The 23,326-nt window shown below is 68.2% G+C and carries 17 protein-coding genes and 1 tRNA gene; 5 read left to right on the top strand and 13 right to left on the bottom strand.

All coding sequences use genetic code 11. From position 1 onward, the window contains the following. Positions 1–8: 8 nt before the first annotated feature. Positions 9–1,334, top strand: coding sequence for an MFS transporter (locus WFM69_RS15400; RefSeq protein WP_337006179.1), 1,326 nt, complete (start codon positions 9–11; stop codon positions 1,332–1,334). A gap of 18 nt (positions 1,335–1,352) precedes the next feature. Next, positions 1,353–2,537, top strand: coding sequence for a DUF4232 domain-containing protein (locus WFM69_RS15395; protein ID WP_337006177.1), 1,185 nt, complete (start codon positions 1,353–1,355; stop codon positions 2,535–2,537). A gap of 18 nt (positions 2,538–2,555) precedes the next feature. On the opposite strand, the gene WFM69_RS15390 is transcribed toward WFM69_RS15395, so the two are convergent. Genes WFM69_RS15390 through polA form a run of 7 tightly spaced genes read right to left on the bottom strand, consistent with a single transcriptional unit; the run spans position 2,556 to position 11,831 of the window. Next, entirely contained in the window at positions 2,556–3,368 is an 813-nt protein-coding gene (locus WFM69_RS15390; protein WP_337006175.1) for an arginase family protein, read from the bottom strand. A gap of 57 nt (positions 3,369–3,425) precedes the next feature. Further along, positions 3,426–4,172 carry a formylglycine-generating enzyme family protein gene (locus tag WFM69_RS15385; protein WP_337006173.1) on the bottom strand — a complete coding sequence of 249 codons (747 nt, stop codon included), beginning with the start codon at positions 4,170–4,172 and terminating at the stop codon, positions 3,426–3,428. A 25-nt stretch (positions 4,173–4,197) separates the two neighbouring features. Next, positions 4,198–4,953 (bottom strand): SGNH/GDSL hydrolase family protein, encoded by a 756-nt coding sequence (locus WFM69_RS15380; protein ID WP_337006171.1) that lies wholly within the window; start codon positions 4,951–4,953, stop codon positions 4,198–4,200. Positions 4,954–4,988: 35 nt separating this feature from the next. Then, complete coding sequence (locus WFM69_RS15375; RefSeq protein ID WP_337006168.1) at positions 4,989–6,341, bottom strand: MFS transporter; 1,353 nt, start codon at positions 6,339–6,341, stop codon at positions 4,989–4,991. A gap of 49 nt (positions 6,342–6,390) precedes the next feature. Continuing rightward, positions 6,391–7,425: an LLM class flavin-dependent oxidoreductase gene (locus WFM69_RS15370; protein ID WP_337006166.1), complete on the bottom strand. Its 1,035-nt coding sequence runs from the start codon at positions 7,423–7,425 to the stop codon at positions 6,391–6,393. 54 nt (positions 7,426–7,479) lie between these two features. Beyond that, positions 7,480–9,156: a DUF885 domain-containing protein gene (locus WFM69_RS15365; protein ID WP_337006164.1), complete on the bottom strand. Its 1,677-nt coding sequence runs from the start codon at positions 9,154–9,156 to the stop codon at positions 7,480–7,482. A 41-nt stretch (positions 9,157–9,197) separates the two neighbouring features. Then, positions 9,198–11,831: a DNA polymerase I gene (gene polA, locus WFM69_RS15360; RefSeq protein WP_337006162.1), complete on the bottom strand. Its 2,634-nt coding sequence runs from the start codon at positions 11,829–11,831 to the stop codon at positions 9,198–9,200. A 45-nt stretch (positions 11,832–11,876) separates the two neighbouring features. On the opposite strand from polA, the gene WFM69_RS15355 reads away from it, so the two are divergent. Beyond that, entirely contained in the window at positions 11,877–12,305 is a 429-nt protein-coding gene (locus WFM69_RS15355; protein ID WP_337006160.1) for a hotdog fold thioesterase, read from the top strand. Here the strand turns inward: WFM69_RS15355 and WFM69_RS15350 are convergent. Both WFM69_RS15350 and WFM69_RS15345 read right to left on the bottom strand, forming a co-directional pair. Next, complete coding sequence (locus tag WFM69_RS15350; protein ID WP_337006158.1) at positions 12,280–12,843, bottom strand: GNAT family N-acetyltransferase; 564 nt, start codon at positions 12,841–12,843, stop codon at positions 12,280–12,282. The two genes, WFM69_RS15355 and WFM69_RS15350, sit on opposite strands and share 26 nt — an antisense overlap. Before the next feature lie 4 nt (positions 12,844–12,847). Then, positions 12,848–13,468, bottom strand: coding sequence for an ANTAR domain-containing response regulator (locus WFM69_RS15345; RefSeq protein ID WP_017830602.1), 621 nt, complete (start codon positions 13,466–13,468; stop codon positions 12,848–12,850). A gap of 99 nt (positions 13,469–13,567) precedes the next feature. Between WFM69_RS15345 and WFM69_RS15340 the strand changes: the two genes are divergently transcribed. Next, a tRNA-Leu gene (locus WFM69_RS15340) sits at positions 13,568–13,650 on the top strand. Positions 13,651–13,750: 100 nt separating this feature from the next. Further along, positions 13,751–15,010, top strand: coding sequence for an alpha/beta fold hydrolase (locus tag WFM69_RS15335; RefSeq protein WP_337006156.1), 1,260 nt, complete (start codon positions 13,751–13,753; stop codon positions 15,008–15,010). 4 nt (positions 15,011–15,014) lie between these two features. Here the strand turns inward: WFM69_RS15335 and WFM69_RS15330 are convergent, their stop codons facing one another. The 4 genes from WFM69_RS15330 to gltB all read right to left on the bottom strand — a co-directional run bounded on the left by WFM69_RS15330 (position 15,015) and on the right by gltB (position 23,263). Next, entirely contained in the window at positions 15,015–15,551 is a 537-nt protein-coding gene (locus tag WFM69_RS15330; protein ID WP_337006154.1) for an esterase/lipase family protein, read from the bottom strand. Positions 15,552–15,773: 222 nt separating this feature from the next. After that, entirely contained in the window at positions 15,774–17,222 is a 1,449-nt protein-coding gene (gene pyk, locus WFM69_RS15325; protein WP_337006152.1) for a pyruvate kinase, read from the bottom strand. A gap of 58 nt (positions 17,223–17,280) precedes the next feature. Next, positions 17,281–18,747 carry a glutamate synthase subunit beta gene (locus tag WFM69_RS15320; RefSeq protein ID WP_337006150.1) on the bottom strand — a complete coding sequence of 489 codons (1,467 nt, stop codon included), beginning with the start codon at positions 18,745–18,747 and terminating at the stop codon, positions 17,281–17,283. Beyond that, complete coding sequence (gene gltB / locus WFM69_RS15315) at positions 18,740–23,263, bottom strand: glutamate synthase large subunit (RefSeq protein WP_337006292.1); 4,524 nt, start codon at positions 23,261–23,263, stop codon at positions 18,740–18,742. Before gltB ends, WFM69_RS15320 begins: the two co-directional genes overlap by 8 nt. Positions 23,264–23,326: the final 63 nt, after the last annotated feature.

Raw genomic sequence — 23,326 nt, 5'->3', positions numbered from 1 at the left:
GTGGAAGGGTGCCGCAGGTCTCCCGCTCCCCCGTGTCCGCACCGGGGTGGCGCGCATGGGTGATCTGGGCCGTGGGAGTCGCCGCCTACGTCCTCGCGATCACCAACCGCACCTCGCTCGGTGCCGTCGGTGTCGAGGCGGCCGATCGGTTCCAGGCCGACGCCTCCACGCTCGCACTCTTCGCGGTCGTGCAGCTCGCGGTGTACGGCGGTATGCAGATCCCCGTCGGGATCCTCCTCGATCGATTCGGATCTCGCCCGATCATGACGATCGGCATGCTGCTCATGGCCGCCGGACAGCTGACCATGGCCGTCTCCCCCAGCATCGGAGTGGCGATCGTCGCGCGCATCCTGTTGGGAGCCGGCGACGCCGCGATCTTCCCGGCCGTCCTGCGGCTGGTGGCCACGTGGTTCCCTGCGCAGCGGGGACCGGTGATGGTGCAGTTCACCGGGATCATCGGCCAGACCGGACAGCTGATCGCGTTGGTGCCGCTCGCCGCGCTGCTTCATGCCACGACGTGGACCATCACGTTCGGGAGCATCGCCGGCCTCGGAGTGCTCTTCACGATCCTGGTCGCGCTGATCATCCGCAACCACCCGGCGGAGCGCGGCGCCGATGTCACCGTGAACACCGACACGGGTGTGGTGCGCGTGGTGACCTCGGCGATCGACACCGGCGTCGGAATCCGCGCGGCGTGGGCGCACCCGGGCACGCGCCTTGCGTTCTGGTCGCACTTCACGACGCCGTTCGCCGGCACCGCGTTCGTCCTGCTGTGGGGCATGCCCTTCCTGACATCGGCGGAAGGACTCGACACCGCCCACGCCGCCGGCATCATCTCCGTATATGTCGTTGCCGGCATGCTTCTCGGACCGATCATCGGAGACCTCTCCCGACGGCTCCCGAACCACCGCTCGCTTGCGCTTGTCCTCCCCGCCGTCGGCGTGCAGATGGCCGCGTGGATCGCCGTGATCGCGCTGCCGGGTGCCGCACCGACCTGGCTGCTCTACGTGTTGGCGATCGCGCTCGCGACGGGTGGTCCCGCGTCCATGATCGCGTTCGACCACGCCCGCACCCACAACCCGAGCCACCGCCTCAGCACGGCGACCGGCGTCACCAACGCCGGCGGTTTCATCGCCGCACTCATCGCCATCTTCCTGATCGGTCTCGCTCTCGACCTGCAGGGCGCCGGCACCCCGGAGACATACACGCTCGAGGCGTTCCGGATCGCGTTCCTCATGCCGATCCCGTTGTGGATCATCGGAACGGTGTTCATCCTGATCGAGCGGAAGCGGACACGGATCCGGATGGGCCTCGATCCCGAACGGCGCCGCTGACCGCTCATAGGATGAGGCATGCCCTCCCCTCCCCTGCTCTCCACCCTGCCTTCGAACGACGGGGCTCAACGCAGCGGTCGGCTGGTGACGATGCTCCGCAACCCCGGTGTCCGCGCGGGACTCATCCTGTCCGCGCTGTGGCTGATCAGCGGTGGTCTCGCCCGCCTCACCGGGGCGGACATCGTGCTCTCGAGGCTCTTCAGCTTCCTCGGCGTCGGGTATCTGCACACGCAGCCGTGGGAGTACCCGGGACCGTGGGCGATCCTCTCTCTGCTGTCCACCGTCGCCGTGCTCACATCGACCACGTGGCTCATCACCACGTGGGCCGCACGCGGCGGTCACGCCTTCGTCGCGCTCTGGTTCGCCGCGATCCTCGCCTGCACGACGCTCGGTCTGGTGGTCGATATCCGCAGCGTCATCGACTATCTGCAGGACTTCGGTCTGCAGGCCCTCACGACTGCCTCGGTCGAGGCAGCTCCTGCCACCGCCTACTGGGGCGTCGTCTGGGGATGGATCCCCGCTCTCCTGCTCCGTCGTCGACGGAAGACCGGCGACACTGCCGCCATCGTCTCCGTGGCGGAGACGCTGATGAGCATTGTCCTGGCCATCGTGCTCGGTCTCTTCGCCACCGATGCGTGGCGGGACGAGATCGCGCGCGAGAACGCCGAAGCCCAGGGCCTCAGTGAAGAGGACGGCGCCTATCCGGATCCTGGCGCGGAAGGAGAGCCTGTCCCCGAGGTCGCCCCGGGCGCGAGCGAACCACGACTCGCCGACGATCGATGCACACCGGACACCTCGACGCTGCTGCTCGGCGGCAGCGACGCGGCGACCGGTCACCGCATCCAGGTCATCACCCTGCTCAACTTCACGGACGAGCCATGCGTGATCGAGGGGTATCCGGACATCGCGTTCGCGGACCAGAACGGGAACGAGCTCGACGTCACCGTCGTCCCGGGTTCGTCGTTCATGGCTCAGGACCCGGGCGCTGCTCCCGTGATCGTGCCCGCACAGGGTGAAGCGAAGACGACGATCTCCTGGGATGCGAACGCCACGGCTGGTGCCCTGGTCGCGCGCCAGCTCCACGCAGCGTCGCTGCCGGGCTTCACACGGGGATCCTGGCCGGTGGAGCTCGACGTCGTCGCAGGGTCGGAGGTGACGATCACCGCCTGGGAGCTCAACGACGCGGCCGACGGCACACCGTGAGGCAGCCTCGAGCGCGAGTCAGCGGCGCAGGTGCTGGAAGGTCTCCACGATCAGTTCGACACTGACGCGCTCCGGCACCTCCGCATCGCCCGCCTCGAACTCGGCGAGCTCCACACCCCGCACGCTTCCAGCGGGAAGGGCGGCGAAGATCGCAGCGATCTGGTGCGGGAGGAGGCCGTCGCCGACCCGGTATGCGGCCGGGATATAGCCCGGCTCGAGCACGTCCCAGTCGACATGGATCCACACCGGCCGTCCGGCGACGAGTTCGAGGAGACGCTCCGGGGTGCTCTCCGCGGGGGCGAGCACCGTGACGCCGGCCTCGTCGAGGAGGTCGCCCTCCGCGGGGTCGATGTCGCGGCCCCCGACGACGATGACCCGGCGAGGATCGATGCCCGCGCCGTGACCGCTGTCCCAGAGCCCGCACGCCGCAGCGAGCACCATGCCGCCGAGGTAGCCGGAGTCGGTCGTCGCCGGGGTGTTGAAGTCGCCGTGCGCGTCGATCCAGAGCACGACTGCGTCCGGGTGGTGTTCGGCCACGGTCGGCAGCGTGCCGAGGCTCGCCGCGCAGGTGTTCGTGACGAGGAGCGGCGTCGTCTCCGCGGCGATCGCCTCCTGCACCGCGGCGCGGAGTCCGCGGAGCGTCTCCTCGGCCTCCGGAAGCGCCGTCGACCAATCGTCGACCGCGCTCGGCGTCGGCGCACCGATCACCCGCGGCTCGACCGCGAGCAGCGTGGAGAGCGCAGCCCCCACGCGTCGTGCGCCGACGAGGGCCCCGTCGGTGCGGTCGGCGACGCGACCCTGATTGACGATCAGCGAGAAGGAAGAGGACATGCCTCCCAGCCTCTCACCCGCCTCCCGCTTCGGGCAAAACAGCGGAGTGCGGCGTCATCAGCGTCGTCGTGGGGTCCACCCCGAAGGCAACGGCGCGTCGTACGCCGCTCTTTCGCGATCGCTTCGTGCCGACCACCCCTGCGCCTCGTCCGGCGTGTCGAAAGCACCTCGTGCGAGTCGGAGACCGACGTCCTCGTGGTGCATCCGCGGCGCGCCTCCGCGGCGTACCGACGCGCGAACGCTCCAGGCGTCGTCGGCGAACCCGCCGCCGCGGAACACGCGGTAGTCGTCGTAGCGGGCGGGATCGAGCAAGTCCCAGCACCACTCCCAGACGTTGCCGAGCGTGTCGAACAGTCCGTTCAGGTTCGGCAGCTTGCCGCCGATGTCCTGGGGCGAGGAGACGCCGTCGGCGCTCGTCCACGCGGCATCCGCGAGGGGAGCGTAGTGGGGGCCGGTCGATCCCGCACGGCAGGCGTACTCCCACTCCGCTTCCGTGGGCAGGCGGTAACCGTCGGCGGTCGTATCCCAGGTCACGTCCTCGCCGTCGAACACGTAGACCCGGTCCAGCCCCTCCCACTCCGATGCGGCGTTGCAGAAGTGCACGGCGCGCAGCCAGCTCAGATCGGCGGCCGGCCGTCGCTGATGACGCATCGGGATCCCGAGCACCTCGGTGAGCTGCTCCTCCGTGACCGGGTACACGCCGATCTCGAACGGTTGGAGCACGACCTCGCGCTGCTCTTTCCGGCGGGCATCACTCAGCGTCAGACGTCCACCGGGGATACGTGCGAGTTCGATGTCGGTCACGGCACGATCCGCGCCGACCGGTGGCTCACGAGGGAACCCGCTCGCTCCATGTCGGGAACTTCGCCGTCCGTCCATCGCCGGAGGACGTGCGCGTGACCCGGCGCCGCACCCACGGACCCACGAACTCGCGATAGTAGGCCAGCCCCGAGGGTCCGGTGCCGAGGCGGTCGCTCGGCGCCCACCACGTCTCCGGCGGTTCGAAGCCGAGTGCGTGCAGAACCCGCGCCGCGACGCGGTGATGGCCTGCCGCATTCATGTGCAGACGGTCGTCGGCCCAGTACGCGCCTCGCGACAGCTCACGATCCGGCCAGTTCAGGGCGCGGATGACATCCGGCCGATCCTCGATCCGCCGCAGCACGGCGTCGGAGAGGAGATCGCCGCGACGCTGCACCAAGGAGCCCATCGGAAGCTGCCCGCTCGGGTTGGCCCCGGAGAGCAGGATCATCGTCACGCCCTCCTCGTCGCACCGGCGCAGCACACGGCTGAAGGCGTCGGCGATGTGCTCGACGTCCGTGCGAGGACGCAGCATGTCGTTGCCACCGCCGTTGAAGCTCAGGTGCGTGGGACGAAGGGCCAGGGCGGGTTCGAGCTGCTGCTCGACGATGGGCCAGGCGAGTTTGCCGCGGATCGCGAGGTTCGCGTACTGGATCGGGTGACCGGCAGCATCAGCCCATCCTTGGGCCGCGAGATCTGCCCATCCGCGTTCGCGCCCGTCCGGGAGCACGTCTCCCACGCCCTCGGTGAAGGAGTCGCCGATCGCCACGAAACGCACATCTGCCATCCGACAAGCCTATTGCGGACAGCCGACACGAAGCGTCAACGGTCGTCGAGCGCCACACCGCCCCGATCGACGAGTCCCCACGCCGCGGCCGCAGCGCCCAGGAAGCAGATGCCGAACACGGCGAACAGCAATGGCGCTCCGCCGGCGACCAACAGCACGGGAACCGACAGCGGGGCGACGATCGAGGCGATCCGGCCGACCCCTGCTGCCCATCCTGCGCCGGTGCCCCGCAGCGACGTCGGATAGATCTCCGGGGTCACGGCATACAGCGCGCCCCACGCCCCGAGGTTGAAGAAGGACAGTGCCATGCCCGCGGCGATGATCATGTTCTCCGTCGTCGCTGTGCCGAACACGGCCGCCGAGACTGCGGACCCGAGCAGGAAGACCGAGAGCGTCACCCTCCTCCCCCACACCTCGATGAGCCAGGCCGCGACGGCGTAGCCGGGGAGTTGGGCGAGCGTGATGATCAGCGTGAACCCGAAGGAGCGGACCAGGTCGAAACCGGCGTCCACCAGGATGCTCGGTATCCAGATGAACGCGCCGTAATAGGCGAAGTTCACGCCGAGCCAGACCAGCCAGAGACAGAGCGTACGAAGACGGAACTCCCGGTTCCACAGCGTCGCCAGACGCGCGCGCGTGGTGATCGCGATTGATCGCGAAGCGGGTTCCTTGCGGATCGCCGGACCTGAGACGACGCCCGCATCGGCTTCGAACGCGGACACGATCCGATCCGCCTCTGCGATGCGTCCGCGCGCCGCGAGCCAGCGGGGCGACTCCGGCATCCGCCACCTCACGAACAGTGCGTAGACTGCCGGGATGGCTCCCAGCGCGAACGCCCAGCGCCAGCCGTCGTCGGATGCCGGGATGACCAGGAATCCGATCACGGCGGCGGCCGTCCAGCCGAGCGCCCAGAACGCCTCCAGCACGACGATCACGCGGCCGCGGATGCGTGCGGGAGCGAACTCGCTGACATATGTCGACGCGACCGGCAGCTCCGCTCCGAGTCCCAGGCCGACGAGGAACCGCAGCACCAGCAGCGCGGCGATGCCGCCGACGAGCGCGCTCGCACCGGTCGCGATGCCGTACAGGAGGAGCGTGAGAGCGAAGACCTGGCGCCGACCGAAGCGATCGGCGAGCAGACCGCCGAGGGTCGCCCCGATCGCCATGCCGAGGAAGCCGATCGAGGCGATCCAGCCGGCATCGCCCTTGCTCAGCCCCCACTGCTGGGTGAGCGCGGCGAGGATGAACGAGATGAGTCCGACATCCATCGCATCCAGCGCCCAGCCGAGGCCGGAGCCGGTGAGCAGGCGGAGGTGTCGACGCGTGAACGGCAGGACGTCCAGGCGCTCAGCCAGAGAGGCGCGGCTCGGCAGGGCGGTGTTGGCCATGCTTCACATCGTAGAGCCGCGCCTGCACCGCCCCACCCCGGGTGACGCCTCAGTCGCGGTCGGCGAGGAGCCGGCGGACCCGCGGGATGACCTCGGTGCCGTACAACTCGATGCTGCGCAGCATCGATTCGTGCGACAGGGTTCCGGTGGCGTACTTCAGGTCGAAGCGTCCGAGTCCGAGCGTCGTGATCGTGTCGGCGATCTTCGCAGCCACACGATCGGGCGATCCCGCGTAGATCGCGCCCTCCGGGCCGACGTCGTTCTGGAACCGCGCGCGACTGTATGCGGGCCAGCCGCGTTCCCGACCGATCGTGTTGTTCATGGCCTCGAAGCCCGAGTACGCGGCGTCCCACGCCTCGTCGTCGGTCTCGGCGATGTGCCCGGGCGAGTGCACGGAGATCGGGTGGGAGGTGGTGCCGAAGGATGCCACCGAACGGTGGTAGAGATCCACGAAGGGCTTGAAGCGATACGCCGGGCCGCCGATGATCGCGAGCATGAGACCGAGACCGTGGCGGGCCACCCGCACGACCGACTCCGGGCTGCCGCCCACGCCGACCCAGGTGCGCAGCCCCTTCTCGGTCTTGGGGAACACATCTGCGTTCTCGAGCGAGGCGCGCATCGTCCCCGACCAGGTCACCGGCTCCTCCTTCAACAGCTCGACGAAGAGCTCGAGCTTCTGCTCGAAGAGGGCATCGTAATCGCGCAGGTCGTAGCCGAACAGCGGGAACGACTCGATGAACGAACCGCGTCCGAGCACGACCTCCGCCCGGCCGTTCGACAGCGCGTCGAGCGTCGAGAACCGCTCGAACACGCGCACCGGGTCGTCCGAGGAGAGCACCGTCACCGCCGTCCCGAGTCGGATGTGCTCGGTGCGCGCGGCGATCGCGGCGAGCACCATCTCCGGTGCCGAGACCGCGAACTCGGTGCGGTGGTGCTCCCCCACCCCGAAGAAGTCGACCCCGACGGTGTCGGCGAGTTCCGCCTGCGCGACGATGTTGCGGATCGTCTGCGCCGCAGTGAGGAGCTCTCCGTCCGCGTCTCTAGTGATGTCGCCGAACGTGTCCAACCCGAATTCGATGCTCATGTCAGCCTTTCCTATTCAGGTGAATGAACACGGCGACGCCGGATGGCATTCCCGTCAGCGCGGCAGGAGTGTGCTGCGGAGCGTGTCGAGGCCGACACCGCCCATGTCGAGCGCGCGCTTGTGGAAGTCCTTGAACGAGAACGCCTCGCCCTGCGCCGCACGCACGCCGTCGCGCACCTGTTCCCAGATGCGCTGACCGACCTTGTACGACGGCGCCTGACCGGGCCAGCCGAGGTAGCGGTTCACCTCGAACTGCACGAACTGGTCGGACATGTTGACGTTCTGGCCGAGGAAGTCGAGCGCGTACTCCGCATCCCACACGCCGGTGCCGTCGAGTCGGGGCTTGCCGAGGTGCACGCCGATGTCGAGCACGACACGGGCCGCGCGCAGACGCTGGCCATCGAGCATGCCGAGGCGATCGGCCGGATCGTCGAGGTAGCCGAGCTGCTCCATCAGACGCTCGGCGTACAGAGCCCACCCCTCCGCGTGGCCGGACGTGCCGGCCAGCAGCCGCCGCCAGGTGTTGAGCTCGGCCCGGTTGTACACCGCCTGCGCGATCTGCAGGTGGTGTCCGGGAACGCCCTCGTGGAAGACGGTGGTGAGCTCGCGCCAGGTGTCGAACTCCGTGACACCCTCCGGCACCGACCACCACATCCGACCGGGGCGGGAGAAGTCATCGGTCGGCCCGGTGTAGTAGATGCCGCCCTCCTGCGTGGGGGCGATCATGCACTCGAGCGTGCGGATCTGCTCCGGGATGTCGAAGTGCGACGCGCCGAGTTCGGCGACAGCACGGTCGCTCGTCTCCTGCATCCACTTCTGCAGCGCGTCGGTGCCGACCAGCTTCCGGGCCGGGTCCGCCTCCAGGTGCGCGACGGCCTCCTCGACCGACGCACCCGGCAGGATCTCGTTCGCGATCGCGGTCTGCTCCGCGACCATGCGAGCGAGTTCTTCACGGCCCCACTCGTAGGTCTCGTCGAGGTCGATCGTCGCGCCGAGGAAGCGGCGGGAGTTGAGCGCGTACAGCTCGCGCCCGACGGCGTCGACCTCACTCGCGGCAGGGGCGAGTTCCTCCGCGAGGAACCGACGGAGCTCGTCGTACGCCACTCGCGCGGCTGCCGAGTTGTCGGCCAGCGTGCGGGCGAGCGATGCGGGCAGCTGTCCTTCCTCGGGATCGGCGTGCGCGACGAACGCAGCGAAGAATCCATCGTCGGCGGTGTACCGGTCGATCTGCGTCGCGACCTCGACGACCTGGCGTCGCGCGGGCGTCACGCCCTCGGCGATACCGGTGCGGAGCGTCTCGACGTAGCCGCGGAGTGCATCAGGGACAGCAGCGAGACGCGTGGCGATGACATCCCAGTCGTCGACGGTCGACGTGGGCATGAGGTCGAAGGCGGAGCGCACGTCCTGCGCCGCGGAGGCGATGACGTTGAGGTCGCGCAGGTGCCACTTCGCATCGTGGAGCTCGAGATCCAGTCGCAGTTCGGCGCTGAGGTCGGTCTTGGTGACCTCATCGATCGCGTCGACGGGCTCGAGCGCCGACAACCGATCGAGCGTGGCGCGGGTCGCCGCGGCGATCTCCTCGTGACCGGCGGGACTGAGGTCGTCGAAGCGGTCGTTCACCTCGTCGCGGCCGATGTACGTGCCGACGGTGGGCGCCAGAACCGCGATCGTGTCGACCCATTCATCGGCGACGGCGTCGATGGCGGTGGGGGTACGGGGGGCTGAAGTCATACCTTCCAGCCTAATCCCCGACCCCCTTCCGCTGTCGGAGGTCAGTGCGCGGCTTCGTTCCAGTCGCGTCCACGGCCGACCTGCACGTCGAGCGGCACGGAGAGGGATGCGGCATCGCCCATGCGGGCACGCACGATGCGCTCGGTGGCATCCCATTCGCCCGGCGCGACCTCGACGACGAGTTCGTCGTGGATCTGCAGCAGGACGCGCGAGGCGAGCTGCTCCTCACGGAGATCGTCGTGGATGTGCAGCAGCGCGATCTTCATGATGTCGGCGGCACTGCCCTGGATCGGCGCATTGAGCGCGGCACGTTCGGCGTTCTCGCGCAGCACCCGGTTCGGGCTCGCGAGATCGGGGAAGGGACGACGACGCCCGAAGATCGTCTCGGTGTATCCGACCTCCTTGGCCTTCATCACCGAGGCGCGCAGGTAGTCGCGCACCGCGCCGAAGCGAGCGAAGTACTCGACCATGAGCTGCTTGGCCTCGGACTGCTCGATACGCAGCTGCTTGGAGAGACCGAACGCCGACAGGCCGTAGACGAGGCCGTACGACATCGCCTTCACCTTGGTGCGCATCGCCGCGGTCACGTCGCTCGGCTCCACGCCGAACACGCGGGCACCGACGAACCGGTGCAGGTCCTCGCCGCTGTTGAACGCCTCGATCAGGCCCTCGTCGCCGGAGAGGTGCGCCATGATGCGCATCTCGATCTGCGAATAGTCGGCCGTGAGGAGCGCCTCGTAGCCTTCGCCGACCTCGAACGCGCTGCGGATGCGACGGGACTCCTCGGTACGGACCGGGATGTTCTGCAGGTTCGGGTCGGTGCTGGAGAGCCGCCCGGTCTGGCTCCCGGTCTGCACGTAGGTCGTGTGCACGCGGTGGTCCGCACCGATCGCGCTGTCCAACGACTCGATGATCTGCCGGAGCTTCGTGGCCTCGCGGTGCTGCAGCAGCAGACTCAGGAACGGATGCGGGTTGGTCTCCTGCAGGTCGGCGAGCACGGCGGCATCCGTCGAGTACCCCGTCTTGGTCTTGCGGGTCTTCGGGAGCTGGAGGTCTTCGAACAGCACCTCCTGCAACTGCTTGGGCGACCCGAGGTTGAACTCACGGCCGACCACCGAGAACGCTTCCTGCGCGAGAGTCTCCGCACGCGCGGCGAGCTCACCGGAGAACGTCGAGAGCACGTCGTGGGAGACCGCGACACCCGCGACCTCCATGTCGGCGAGCGTGAGCAGCGTGGGCAGCTCGATGTCGACGAGGACCGCAGCGACCGACTCGGGGATGTCTTCCCGGAGAGCGTCGGCGACCCGCAGGGCGAACCATGCCTCCTGAGACGGAGTGGCGCCCTCGGTCTCCGGCACGAGCTGGGACGGATCGGCTTCGGGGAGCTTCTCGCCCAGGTAGCGTTCGACCAGATCGGCGAGCGTCTTGTCGGGGAAGCTCGGCCGCAGCAGCCAGCCGGCGAGGCTCGTGTCGTACGACAGCCCGCCCAGGCGGATGCCCTGCCGGACGAGCGCCTTGACCTGCGGCTTCGCATCATGCAGCACCTTCGGGGCCGCGGATTCGATCCATTCGCGCAGAGCTTCCGGTGCGAGGTCGGACCAGTCTGCCTCGCGAAGTTCTGTCAGGGTGGCGGCGCCGATGCGCACGGGTGCTCCGCCCTGGGTCGTGATCCGCAGTGCGACATCGCCCTCCTGGGCGGCAGCCCACGACGCGAGATCGGCGGGTGATACCTCGGCCGGCTCGGGGAGCACGACCGTGGCCGCGGGATCGTCGGCGACCTCGCCGGCACCGACGGCCTCGAACACGCGCGGCAGCAGCGTGCGGAACTCGAGTCGCGCGAAGATGTCGCGGACAGCCTGCGCATCGATCGGCGCGACCGCGAGGTCGCCCGGCCCCACCGGGAGCTCCACATCCGTGAGCAGACGGTTGAGCTTGCGGTTACGACGGACATCGTCGATGTGATCACGCAGGTTGCCGCCGACGACGCCCTTGATCTCATCCGCACGCGCGATCAGGTCGTCGAGCGAGCCGAACTGCGTGAGCCACTTGACCGCGGTCTTCTCGCCAACTTTCGGCACGCCGGGGAGGTTGTCGCTGGTCTCGCCGACGAGCGCCGCGATGTCGGGGTACTGCTCGGGGCGGACCCCGTAGCGCTCCTGCACGGTGGCGGGGTCGTAGCGCTTGAGCTGGGACACCCCCTGCACCGACGGGTAGAGCAGAGTGACGTCGTCGGTGACGAGCTGGATCGTGTCGCGGTCGCCGGAGACGACCAGCACGTCATAGCCCTGCTCGGCGCCCTGCGAGGACAGGGTCGCGAGGATGTCGTCGGCCTCGATCCCCTCCTTCGTCAGGACCGGGATCGACATGGCCGCGAGGCAGTCCTGCAACAGCGGGATCTGCCCCTTGAACTCCTGCGGCGACTCAGAGCGTGTGGCCTTGTACTCGGGGTACTCGTCGGTGCGGAACGAGTGCCGCGAGGTGTCGAAGGCGATCGCCATGTGCGTCGGTTGCTCGGCTTTGATGAGGTTCACGAGCATCGACAGGAAGCCGTAGATGGCGTTCGTGTGCTGGTTGTCCTTGGTCGTGAAGTTCTCGACCGGGAGGGCGAAGAAGGCACGGTAGGCGAGCGAGTGGCCGTCGACGACCATGAGGGTAGGCTTTGCGGAGTCCGTCACCCTGTCAGCCTAACGAGGACGACAGACACCCGCTGAGGAGGATGCATGAGCGACGTCGCGACGAGCGAGGGTCTCGACTGGGCCACGGCCCGCGGGATGGGTGCGCTTGCCGAGAAGATGGGCATGAAGTTCACCGAGTTCACCATCGACAGGTGCGTCGCGACGATGCCGGTCGAGGGGAACACCCAGCCCGTCGGACTCATGCACGGTGGCGCGTACGTCGTGCTCGGCGAATCGCTCGGCTCGATGGCCGCGAACCTCCACGCGGGTGCCGGCCGTCTCGCGGTCGGGGTCGACATCAACGCCACGCACACGCGTTCGGCGACATCCGGGATCGTCACCGGCGTCTGCACCCCCGTTCATCTCGGGCGCAGCATCACGGTGCACGAGATCGTGGTGACCGACGATCAGGGGCGCCGCTGCTCCACGATCCGCATCACGAACATGATCAAGGACCGTCCCGCCGAGGGCTGAGCGGTTCCTCCAGCAGCAGCTGGAAGAGCAGGTGGTCCTGCCACTCCCCCGCGATGCGGAGGTACTTCGGAGCGAGCCCGATGCGCTCGAAGCCGTTGCCGAGCAGCACGCGCTGCGATCCGACGTTGTGGAGCAGCGTCGCCGCTTGCAGCCGATGCAGGCCGAGCTCGTTCCGCGCATACGCGGCCACATCGCCCACGGCGTGTGCGGCCAGTCCTCGACGCAGCCGTGTCGCGTCGATCCAGTAGCCCAGGTCAGCGCTCCAGAATGCGCCGCGGACGATGTTGTTCACGTTCATGCGGCCGCGGATCTCGCCGTCGCCCGACTCGATCACGAAGCGGATGCTGCGTCCGGCAGCGGCATCATCGACGCTCTGCCGGGCATGCTCCTCTTGCGACGCGACCGTGTAGAACGCCTCGGTGCGCGTCGGTTCCCACGGAGCAAGATGCTCGCGATTCGAGAGGTAGGCCCGCGAGAGGGCGGCACCGTCGCCGATGCGGACCGGCCGCAGGACGTGCTCCGAATCGAGTCGGAACACCGCTCTACTTCTTGGGGGCGAGCTGCTCGATGATCGCCTTGGCGACATCCTGCATCGTCAGACGACGATCCATGGACGCCTTCTGGATCCAGCGGAAGGCCTCGGGCTCGCTCAGGCCCATCTTCTCGTTGAGCAGGCCCTTGGCACGGTCGACGAGCTTGCGGGTCTCGAAGCGCTCGACCATGTCGGCGACCTCGGCCTCGAGCGTGATGATCTGCTCGTGACGGGCCAGCGCGATCTCGATCGCGGGGAGCAGGTCGTTCGGGGTGAAAGGCTTCACGACGTAGGCGAGTGCACCCGCCTCACTCGCACGCTCGACGAGCTCCTTCTGGCTGAACGCCGTGAGGAGCACGACCGGTGCGATGTTGCCCTTGTGCAGCTTCTCGGCGGCGCTGATGCCGTCGAGCTGAGGCATCTTGACATCCATGATGACGAGGTCGGGGCGCAACTCGGTCGCCAGTGCGACCGCGGTCTCACCGTCACCGGCCTCGCCGACGACATCGAAGCCGTTGTCGCGGAGGATCTCGACGATGTCGAGGCGGATCAGCGACTCATCTTCGGCGACGACGACGCGTCGGGGTGCGGATGACGTGGGCTGCTCGGCCTGCTCTTCTTGCTCTGTCACACGACCATCCTAGTGGAGTGCCCTGACAGCGGGCCGTAGGCGGTCGGCGCGGACGGCCGCGTCGCTCCTCTGCGCTAAAGTCGTAGACGCGACACACGAGCCGGCGTGGCGGAATGGCAGACGCGGAGCACTCAAAATGCTTTGTCCGAAAGGGCGTGTGGGTTCGAGTCCCACCGCCGGCACCCCGTAGTGAGCGGCAGGATCCTCTACTACTGACTCCTGCGCACTCCTCCCGCGAGATTCCGCTCCCGCCGGATGACCGCGGTGCGCTAGACAGTCCTTATGCACAACGGCGACGCCCCGCCCGCGGCACACGCCCGGCGACCGCGACGGCGACGACGCGCCCTCCTCGTGATCGGCGCTATCCTCCTCGTTGCGCTCGCACTCATCGCGGCGGAGGTGACGTGCAGGACCCTCGCCGAGCAGGACGACGCCCGCACCGATCCCGCGTTCTACGCGATCCCGTCGCCGCTGCCCACGGGTGCTCCAGGTACCCTCATCCGCATCGAACCGATCGCGAGTGCCCCCATCGGGACGCACGCGTGGCGGGTGATCTACCACTCCCGCGACCTCGCAGGCTCCGACATCCCGGTCTCCGGCCTGGTCATCGTGCCAGACACGCCCGCGCCAGATCGCGGACGAACCGTGGTCTCGTGGGGCCATCCCACGACCGGAGCGGCGACGCAATGCGCGCCCTCGCTCGGGATGGATCCCTTCCAGTACATCGAGGGGATGCACGAACTGCTCGCCGAGGGATACGCCATCGCGGCCACCGACTACCCCGGTCTCGGCGTCGAAGGCGCCTCGTCATACCTGCTCGGGGTCCCGGAATCCAACAGCGTGCTCGACATCGTGCGCGCCGCACGACAGATCGACGAAGCCGGAGTGAGTGATCGCGTCGTGCTCTGGGGGCATTCGCAGGGCGGACAAGCGGTGCTGTTCGCGGCGGAGCGCGCGGCGGGCTACGCGCCCGAGCTCGAGGTGCAGGGCGTCGCCGTGGCCGCGCCGGCCGCGAACCTGAACGCGCTGATGACCGACGACATCGTGAACATCTCCGGAGTCACGATCGCGTCGTTCGCGATCCCGGCATACGAGACCGCGTACGCCGAGCGATACGGGACCGCCGACATCACCGACATCCTCACCCCGGCCGGCCTCGCCGCGACCCCCGACATGGCGGCCCTCTGTCTCCTCACGCAGACAGAACAGATCCACGCGATCGCGGATCCGCTCATCGGCGGCTACGTCCGCAGCGATCCGGCCACCACGGAGCCCTGGCAGACCATGTTGCGGGAGAACAGCGCAGGGAGCAGTCCGCTCACGGTTCCGGTCTTCGTCGGGCAGGGCGAGGCCGATGAACTCGTACGCCCGAGCGCGACGGAGGGCTACGTGACGCTGCTGTGCACCCAGGGCGTCGATGTCGCGTTCCATCGCTATCCCGACGTCACCCATGGCCTCGCCGCCTATGCCGCGCTGCCAGACCTCCTCCTGTGGCTCCCCACGCTCGGCGGGGACACACCCCCGCGCAGCGACTGCCCTTGAGCCGCTACTCGGCGAGTACCGCCAACTCCGCCAGCACCCGCGGGTTCGCGAGGATACGGAAATGCCCACCCGTGTCGAGGCGGACGTTCTTCGCTCCCGCCAGCTCGCTCCCCTCCGGGATATGCGGGTCGAAAGCGGCGTAGACCGACACGATCCGTGCGTTCACCGCGAGCTGCTGTCCGATGCTCACGATCGAGGAGTCGTCAGGCGCGAAGGCGCGAAGCGTGCGCGACATCATGAATCGTGCGTAGCGGGAGCCTCCGAACGGCGTCGCGATCGCGAGCATGGACCGAACGCGCTCGGCAGCGGGGCCCGTCATCGCGAGCTTGCCGGCCAGACCGCCCTTGCTGTGCGCCACCAGGATCACATCGGAGAGCTCACGTCTCTCGAGGAACTCAGCGACCCGCTCCGCCATCTCCGTCACCGGACGCTCGTTTCGATGAAGCGTATCGACGATGTGCACCGGATGCCCGCGCGCGTGCATCGCCGAGACGAGCGGATGCATGAAGCGCCAGGTCTCGTACACGCCGGGAAGGACCACGATCGGACGAGCACTCCCCCACCCGAAGGAAGCTGGATCGGTGCGGTCGAACAGCGCACGTAGCTGCCAGTACCCCGCGTACACGTAGTCGGCCGCCCACCAGCCGGCGTTCCTCAGCGCGCCGATGTCAGGCTCCTCGGACCACGACGCACGCTCATGAGGAGAAACTACCCGACCGCACGCGAAAGGGGCGGGACCGAAGTCCCGCCCCTCGAGCGTGCGTCAGACGCCGGCCTTATAGATCGGCGCCGCGCCACCGAGGGCGTCGCCGACCTTGTGCACGCGCAGGTCGTTCGTCGAACCGATGATCCCGGGAGGGGATCCGGAGATCACGACGACCTTGTCGCCTTCGGCAGCGAGACCGTTGCCGAGCAGATACTCGTCGACCTGGTGATACATCAGGTCGGTGTGCTGCACCATGTCGACCAGCGTCGAGCGGATACCCCACGTCAGCGCCATACGACGACGGATGCCGGGCTCCGGCGTGAAGGCGATCATCGGGATACGCGAGCGCAGGCGCGAGAGGCGACGAGCCGAGTCGCCCGACTGCGTGAACACGCAGAGGAACTTCGCATCGACGAACTCGGCGACCTCGAGGGCGGCCAACGTGATGGCACCACCCTGCGTGCGGGGCTTCGATGTGAGGGGCGCGATGCGCTCCAGGCCGTGCTCCTCGGTCGACTCGATGATGCGGGCCATCGTCTCGACCACGACGACGGGGTAGTCGCCGACGCTGGTCTCGCCGGACAGCATGACCGCGTCCGCGCCGTCGAGCACTGCGTTCGCGACGTCCGAGGTCTCGGCGCGCGTCGGAACGGGGCTGTTGATCATCGACTCGAGCATCTGCGTCGCGACGATGACCGGCTTGGCCATGCGACGGGCGATCTCCACCGCCCGCTTCTGCACGATCGGCACGGCCTCGAGCGGGAGCTCGACGCCGAGGTCACCACGAGCGACCATGATCGCGTCGAAGGCGTCCACGATCTCCTCGAGCGCATCGACAGCCTGCGGCTTCTCGACCTTGGCGATGACGGGGACGCGCACGCCCTCCTCCGCCATGATCTCGTGGACCCGCGTGACATCGGCAGCGTTGCGCACGAACGACAGCGCGATCAGGTCGGCCCCGATGCGCAGACCCCAGCGCAGGTCTTCCTCGTCCTTCTCGCTCAGTGCGGGGACGTTGACGGCGACGCCGGGCAGGTTGATGCCCTTGTTGTTGGAGACCGCACCGGCCACGATGACCTTGGTGGTGACCGTGACGCCGTCGGTCTCGACGACCTCGACACGGACCTTGCCGTCGTCGATCAGGAGGAAGTCTCCCGGCTTGACGTCCTGGGGCAGACCCTTGAAGGTCGTTCCGCAGATGTCCTTGTTGCCGATGATGTCCTCGGTCGTGATCTTGAAGATGTCGCCTTCGGCGAGCTCGTAGGGACCGTCCTCGAAACGACCGAGGCGGATCTTCGGTCCCTGCAGATCGACGAGGATCGCCACGGCACGGCCGGCATCCTCTGCCGCGCGACGCACGTTGGCGTAGTTGTTCTCGTGCACGGAGTAGTCGCCGTGGCTGAGGTTCAGTCGGGCGACGTCCACTCCGGCATCGATCAGTGCGCGCACCGTCTCATATGTCGAAGTAGCGGGGCCCAGGGTGGCGACGATTTTCGCGCGTCTCAACAGATTCTCCAGGGTAGAAGTGGGGGAAGGTAAATCAGGCGACGGTGCCGGGCTCAGCCTACGCGGGCTGGAGACCGATCGCGACATCGCTCGGACGCACCGGCTCGGGGAGCACGGTGGTGCCCATGAGGTACCGGTCCACGTTCGCTGCGGCCGCGCGTCCCTCCGCGATCGCCCAGACGATGAGCGACTGCCCGCGTCCGGCGTCGCCGGCGACGAACACACCGGGAACCGTGGACTCGTACGAGGAGTCACGACGGAAAGCGCCCCGGTCCGTGACCTGCGGGAGCGTGTCCTCCGTGTAGCCGTCCTGCTCCGGGCCGGTGAAGCCCATCGCGATGAGGATCAGGTCAGCCGGGATCTCCCGCTCGGTGCCGCTCTTGGGCACCCGGCGTCCGTCAACGAACTCGGTCTCGGCCACGCGCAGCGCCCGGACCTCGCCGACCTCGTTGCCGAGGAACTCGACCGTGGACGCGAGGAACACGCGCTCACCGCCCTCCTCGTGCGCAGAGGACACCTCGAAGAGCGTCGGCATCATCGGCCACGGCTGGTGGTCGGGACGCGTGTCCCCCGGCTGCCTGCCGATCGCGAGGTTGGTGACGCTGAGGGCTCCCTGACGGTGCGCGGTGCCGATGCAGTCCGCACCCGTGTCTCCACCGCCGATCACGATGACGTGCTTGCCCTCGGCGCTGATCTGATCGGCGACCTTGTCGCCGGCGACCGCGTGGTTCGACTCCACGAGGTACTCCATCGCGAAGTGCACGCCGTCGAGATCGCGGCCGGGGATCGCCAGGTCACGCGGGACGGTGGATCCGGTCGCGATGATGACGGCGTCGTAGCGCGCGCGCAGGTCGGGCCAGGAGATGTCCTTGCCGATCTCGACACCGGCGCGGAACCGCGTGCCCTCCTCCTGCATCTGGCGAAGACGTGCTTCCAGCTGCGTCTTCTCCATCTTGAAGTCCGGGATACCGTAGCGCAGCAGTCCGCCGATGCGGTCGTCCCGCTCGAAGACCGCGACCGTGTGACCGGCGCGCGTGAGCTGCTGGGCGGCGGCGAGCCCGGCGGGGCCCGATCCGACCACAGCGACCGTCTTTCCGGTGAGACGCTCCGGGGGCTCCGGCTCGACCCATCCCTTGGCGAACGCCTCGTCGATGATCGACACCTCGACCTGCTTGATCGTGACAGCAGGCTGGTTGATGCCGAGCACGCACGAGCTCTCGCACGGTGCCGGGCATAGGCGTCCCGTGAACTCCGGGAAGTTGTTCGTGGCGTGCAGACGCTCGATCGCCGCGCGGCCCTCGCCGCGCCAGGTCAGGTCGTTCCATTCCGGGATCAGGTTGCCGAGCGGGCATCCCTGATGACAGAACGGCACACCGCAGTCCATGCAGCGGCCCGCCTGGCGGCGCAGAACCTGCTTGTCGCCGGGCTCGTAGACCTCTTTCCAGTCCATGATGCGCACCGGCACCGGACGTCGTGCGGGAAGCTCCCGCTCGGTCACCTTCAGGAAGCCTTTGGGGTCAGCCACCGGTCACCTCCAGGATGCGGTTCCACACGATGTCGCCGTCGGGGTCGATCCCCTCGGCCAATGCCTCCTCGCGCATGCTCCGCACGGCGGCGAAGTCGCGAGGCAGGACCTTCACGAACTCGGTCGCGGTCTCCTCGAAGCTCTCGAGAAGCGCGGCGGCTCGCGGAGACGCGGTGCGCTCGACGTGCGCGACCAGCAGACTGCGCAGCACCTCGAGGTCGGCGCGGTCCAGAGGCTCCAGCAGCAGTTCCCCGCTGCCGAGCGACTGGGCGTTCACCTTGCTGGTGTCCAGCGCGTGGACGTACGCCACTCCCCCGGACATGCCGGCACCGAAGTTGCGCCCGGTCGATCCGAGGATGACCGCGAGACCACCGGTCATGTACTCCAGGGCGTGGTCTCCCACACCCTCGACGACAGCGGTCGCACCGGAGTTGCGCACCAGGAATCGCTCGCCGACGACACCGGAGATGAACATCGTCCCCGACGTAGCACCGTAGCCGATCACGTTTCCGGCGATCACGTTCTCGTGCGGCGCGATGGCCGATCCGCGCGGCGGGCGGATCGTGATGTCACCACCGGAGAGCCCCTTGCCGACGTAGTCGTTCGCGTCGCCCTCCAGCCGGAGCACGATACCCGGTGGCAGGAAGGCGCCGAGCGACTGTCCCGCGGTCCCGTGCAACGTCACGTCGATCGTGCCCTGCGGCAACCCGCCCGCGCCGTGACGCGAGGTCACCTGGTGGCCCAGCATCGTTCCGACGGCGCGCTCCGTGTTGGCGATCGGCAGCTCGACGACGACGGGTTCGCCGTTGAGCAGCGCACCCTTCGCGATATCGATCAGCTGCACATCGAAGTGCTTCTCGAGCTCGTGGTCCTGCGTGCGAGCATTGCGGCGCGGCTCACCCGCCGGGAACACCGGTCCTTCGAGCACCGGTGCGAGGTCGAGACCCTCGGCCTTCCAATGCTCCACGGCCGCGTTCACCTCGATCAGGTCGGCCCGCCCGACGATCTCATCGATCGACCGGTAGCCGAGCTCTGCCAGGAGCTCGCGCACCTCTTCGGCGATGAACTCCATGAAGTTCACGACGAACTCCGGCTTGCCGGTGAAGCGCTCGCGCAGCACAGGGTTCTGCGTGGCGACACCCACCGGACACGTGTCGAGGTGGCACACGCGCATCATGATGCAGCCGCTCACCACGAGCGGAGCGGTCGCGAAACCGAACTCCTCCGCACCGAGCAGCGCGCCGATGATGACATCGCGACCGGTCTTGAGCTGACCGTCGACCTGCACGACCACACGATCGCGCATGCCGTTGAGCATCAGCGTCTGCTGGGTCTCGGCGAGACCGAGCTCCCACGGGGTGCCGGCGTGCTTGAGCGAGTTCAGCGGGCTCGCACCCGTTCCCCCGTCGTGGCCGGAGACGAGGATCACGTCGCTGAGCGCCTTGGCGACACCGGCCGACACCGCGCCGATACCGGACTGGCTGACCAGCTTGGTGTGGATGCGCGCCTCAGGATTCGCCCGCTTCAGGTCGAAGATGAGCTGCTTGAGGTCTTCGATCGAATAGATGTCGTGGTGAGGCGGGGGCGAGATGAGCCCGACGCCCGCTGTCGCATGACGGGTGCGCGCGACCCACGGGTAAACCTTGGTGGGAGGCAGCTGACCGCCCTCACCGGGCTTCGCGCCCTGGGCGAGCTTGATCTGGATGTCCTCCGCCTCAGTGAGGTAGAGGCTCGTCACGCCGAAGCGTCCGGAGGCGACCTGCTTGATCGCGCTCCGCCGTTCGGGATCGACGAGGCGGTCCGGATCCTCACCGCCCTCACCCGTGTTCGACTTGCCGCCGATCCGGTTCATCGCGATCGCCAGGGTCTCATGGGCCTCACGGGAGATCGAGCCGTAGCTCATCGCACCGGTCGAGAACCGCTTGACGATCGCCGACACGGGTTCGACCTCGTCCAGCGGAACGGGCTTGCGGGTGCCCGTGCGCAGCGTGAACAGTCCTCGCAGCGTCTTCAGCTCCGCGGCCTGCTCATCGACGAGCTTGGTGTACTCGCGGAAGATGTCGTAGCGGCGCGTCCGCGTGGAGTGCTGCAGCTTGAACACCGTCTCCGGGTTGAACAGGTGCGGTGAGCCATCGCGACGCCACTGGTACTCGCCGCCCGTCCACAGGCGCTCGTGGGCACGGGCCGCTGCGTCCTCGGGGTAGGCGTAGTCGTGACGAGCCTGGTTCTCGGCGAAGATCTCCTCGATCCCGATGCCGCCGAGCTTCGACTCGGTGCGCGTGAAGTACGCGTCGATGAACTCCTGGCTGAGGCCGATCGCCTCGAACACCTGGGCGCCCGCATAGGACGACACGGTGGAGATGCCCATCTTCGACATGATCTTCAGCACGCCCTTGCCGAGCGCGTAGATCAGGTTCTTGACGGCCTTCTCCGGCGTGATCCCGGTGATGTACCCGGTGCGCACGAGGTGCTCGACCGTCTCCATCGCGAGGTACGGGTTGACCGCCGAAGCGCCGTAGCCGATGAGGGTCGCGACGTGGTGGACCTCGCGCACATCGCCCGCTTCGACGATGAGACCGACCTTCATGCGGTTCTCGCGCCGGATCAGGTGGTGATGGATCGCCGACACCATGAGCAGCGACGGGATCGGCGTGAGGTCCTTGTTCGAGTCGCGGTCGGACAGGATGATGAACTCGGTGCCGTTCTCGATCGCCGCATCGACCTCGGCGCACATCTCGGTGAGACGCTCCTGCAGGGTCTGGGGTCCGGCGTCGAAGTGGTACAGCCCACGGATCGTCGCGCTCGACCGACCCGGCATCGCCTTGTCGATGTGGCGGATCTTCGCGAGCTCGTCGTTGTCGATCACCGGGAAGTCGAGCGACACCGTGCGCGTGTGCTCCGGGCCCCACGACAGCAGGTTGCTCTCCGGGCCGAGGCCCAGCTTGAGGCTCGTGACGACCTCTTCGCGGATGGAGTCGAGCGGCGGGTTCGTCACCTGCGCGAACTGCTGCGTGAAGTAGTCGAACAACAGGCGGGGGCGCTTGCTGAGCACGGCGATGGGTGTGTCGGAACCCATGGCGCCGAGAGGCTCGACGCCCGTCTGCCCCATCGGGGTCAGCAGGATACGCACCTCCTCCTCGGTGTAGCCGAAGGTGCGCTGACGACGAGTGATCGATGCGGGCGGGTGCACGATGTGCTCGCGCTCCGGAAGCTCCGCGAGGCGCACGGCACCAGCGTCGAGCCACTCCTGCCACGGGTGCATGGTCGAGAGGTCGCGCTTGATCTCGCTGTCCTCGACGATGCGGCGCTCGGACGTGTCGACGAGGAACATCTTGCCGGGCTGCAGTCGACCGCGGCGCTTGATGCGCTCCGGCTCGAACTGCAGCACACCCGTCTCGGATCCGATCACGACGAGACCGTCGGTCGTCTCGGTCCAGCGTCCCGGGCGCAGGCCGTTGCGGTCGAGCGTGGCGCCGACGAGAGTGCCGTCGGTGAAGATGAGGGCAGCCGGACCGTCCCACGGCTCCATCTGGTTGGAGTGGTACTCGTAGAACGAGCGCAGCTCCGGCGTGATGTCGGCCTGCTTCTCATAGGCCTCGGGGACCATCATCATGATGGCGTGGGGCAGGCTGCGGCCGGTGAGGGTGAGCAGCTCGAGAACCTCGTCGAACGAGGCGGAGTCGCTCGCGCCATCGGTGCAGATGGGCAGCAACGGCGAGATGTCTCCGAGCAGCTCGGACTCGAGCTGCGACTGGCGTGCGCGCATCCAGTTGCGGTTTCCGCCCACCGTGTTGATCTCGCCGTTGTGGGCGAGCATGCGCAGCGGCTGGGCGAGCGGCCACGACGGGAAGGTGTTGGTGGAGTAGCGCGAGTGCACGACCGCGAGCTCGGAGGCGAAACGCTCATCCTGCAGGTCGGGGTAGAACGGCTCCAGCTGGAGTGTCGTGACCATGCCCTTGTACCCGAGCGTGCGGGCCGAGAGGGAGACGAAATAGGCGCCGAGCTCGTGGCCTGCGCGCTTGCGCAGACGGTAGGCGACGCGGTCGAGGGCGATGCCGGTGAGCGGGGCATCAGCATGAGTGGCCCCGCCGGCGCTGACGAACAGCTGCTCGAACGCGGGGCGCGCCTCATCGGCGAGCTTGCCGAGGTTCTCGTTCGCCGTGGGGACCTCGCGCCAGCCCAGGACGCGCAGTCCCTCGGAGCGGGCGATCTTCTCGATCCCGGCCTTCTGCTGGCGGCGCTCGCTCGAATCGCGAGGCAGGAACGCCAGTCCGGCGGCGTACTCCCCCACGGGCGGCAGTTCGAAGCCGGCGACTGCGCGGAGGAATGCATCGGGCATCTGCGTCAGGATGCCAGCGCCGTCCCCGGTGCCCGCGTCGGAGCCGATGGCTCCGCGGTGCTCCAGGTTGCGCAGGGCCTCGAGGGCCAACGCGATGATGTCGTGCCCGGCTTCGCCGCGCAGGGTCGCGACCATGGCGAGGCCGCAGGCGTCCTTCTCGAACGCCGGGTTGTACATGCCCTGCTTCGGGGGGTAAGCGCCGGAAGCGCCATAGGGTGGCTGGAAGTACACCAGTTACCG

It is taken from the genome of Microbacterium sp. LB12, assembly GCF_037150835.1.
Taxonomy (GTDB): Bacteria; Actinomycetota; Actinomycetes; order Actinomycetales; family Microbacteriaceae; genus Microbacterium.
This window is presented reverse-complemented; position numbering and strand designations above follow the sequence as displayed.

Bases quoted from the DNA above. Each gene is read 5' to 3' on its own strand.
- WFM69_RS15370 (WP_337006166.1), bottom strand. From the start codon at position 7,425: ATGAGCATCGAATTCGGGTTGGACACGTTCGGCGACATCACTAGAGAC.
- WFM69_RS15380 (WP_337006171.1), bottom strand. From the start codon at position 4,953: ATGGCAGATGTGCGTTTCGTGGCGATCGGCGACTCCTTCACCGAGGGC.
- WFM69_RS15365 (WP_337006164.1), bottom strand. From the start codon at position 9,156: ATGACTTCAGCCCCCCGTACCCCCACCGCCATCGACGCCGTCGCCGAT.
- WFM69_RS15355 (WP_337006160.1), top strand. From the start codon at position 11,877: ATGAGCGACGTCGCGACGAGCGAGGGTCTCGACTGGGCCACGGCCCGC.
- gltB (WP_337006292.1), bottom strand. From the start codon at position 23,263: ATGTACAACCCGGCGTTCGAGAAGGACGCCTGCGGCCTCGCCATGGTC.
- WFM69_RS15390 (WP_337006175.1), bottom strand. From the start codon at position 3,368: ATGTCCTCTTCCTTCTCGCTGATCGTCAATCAGGGTCGCGTCGCCGAC.
- WFM69_RS15335 (WP_337006156.1), top strand. From the start codon at position 13,751: ATGCACAACGGCGACGCCCCGCCCGCGGCACACGCCCGGCGACCGCGA.
- WFM69_RS15395 (WP_337006177.1), top strand. From the start codon at position 1,353: ATGCCCTCCCCTCCCCTGCTCTCCACCCTGCCTTCGAACGACGGGGCT.
- WFM69_RS15375 (WP_337006168.1), bottom strand. From the start codon at position 6,341: ATGGCCAACACCGCCCTGCCGAGCCGCGCCTCTCTGGCTGAGCGCCTG.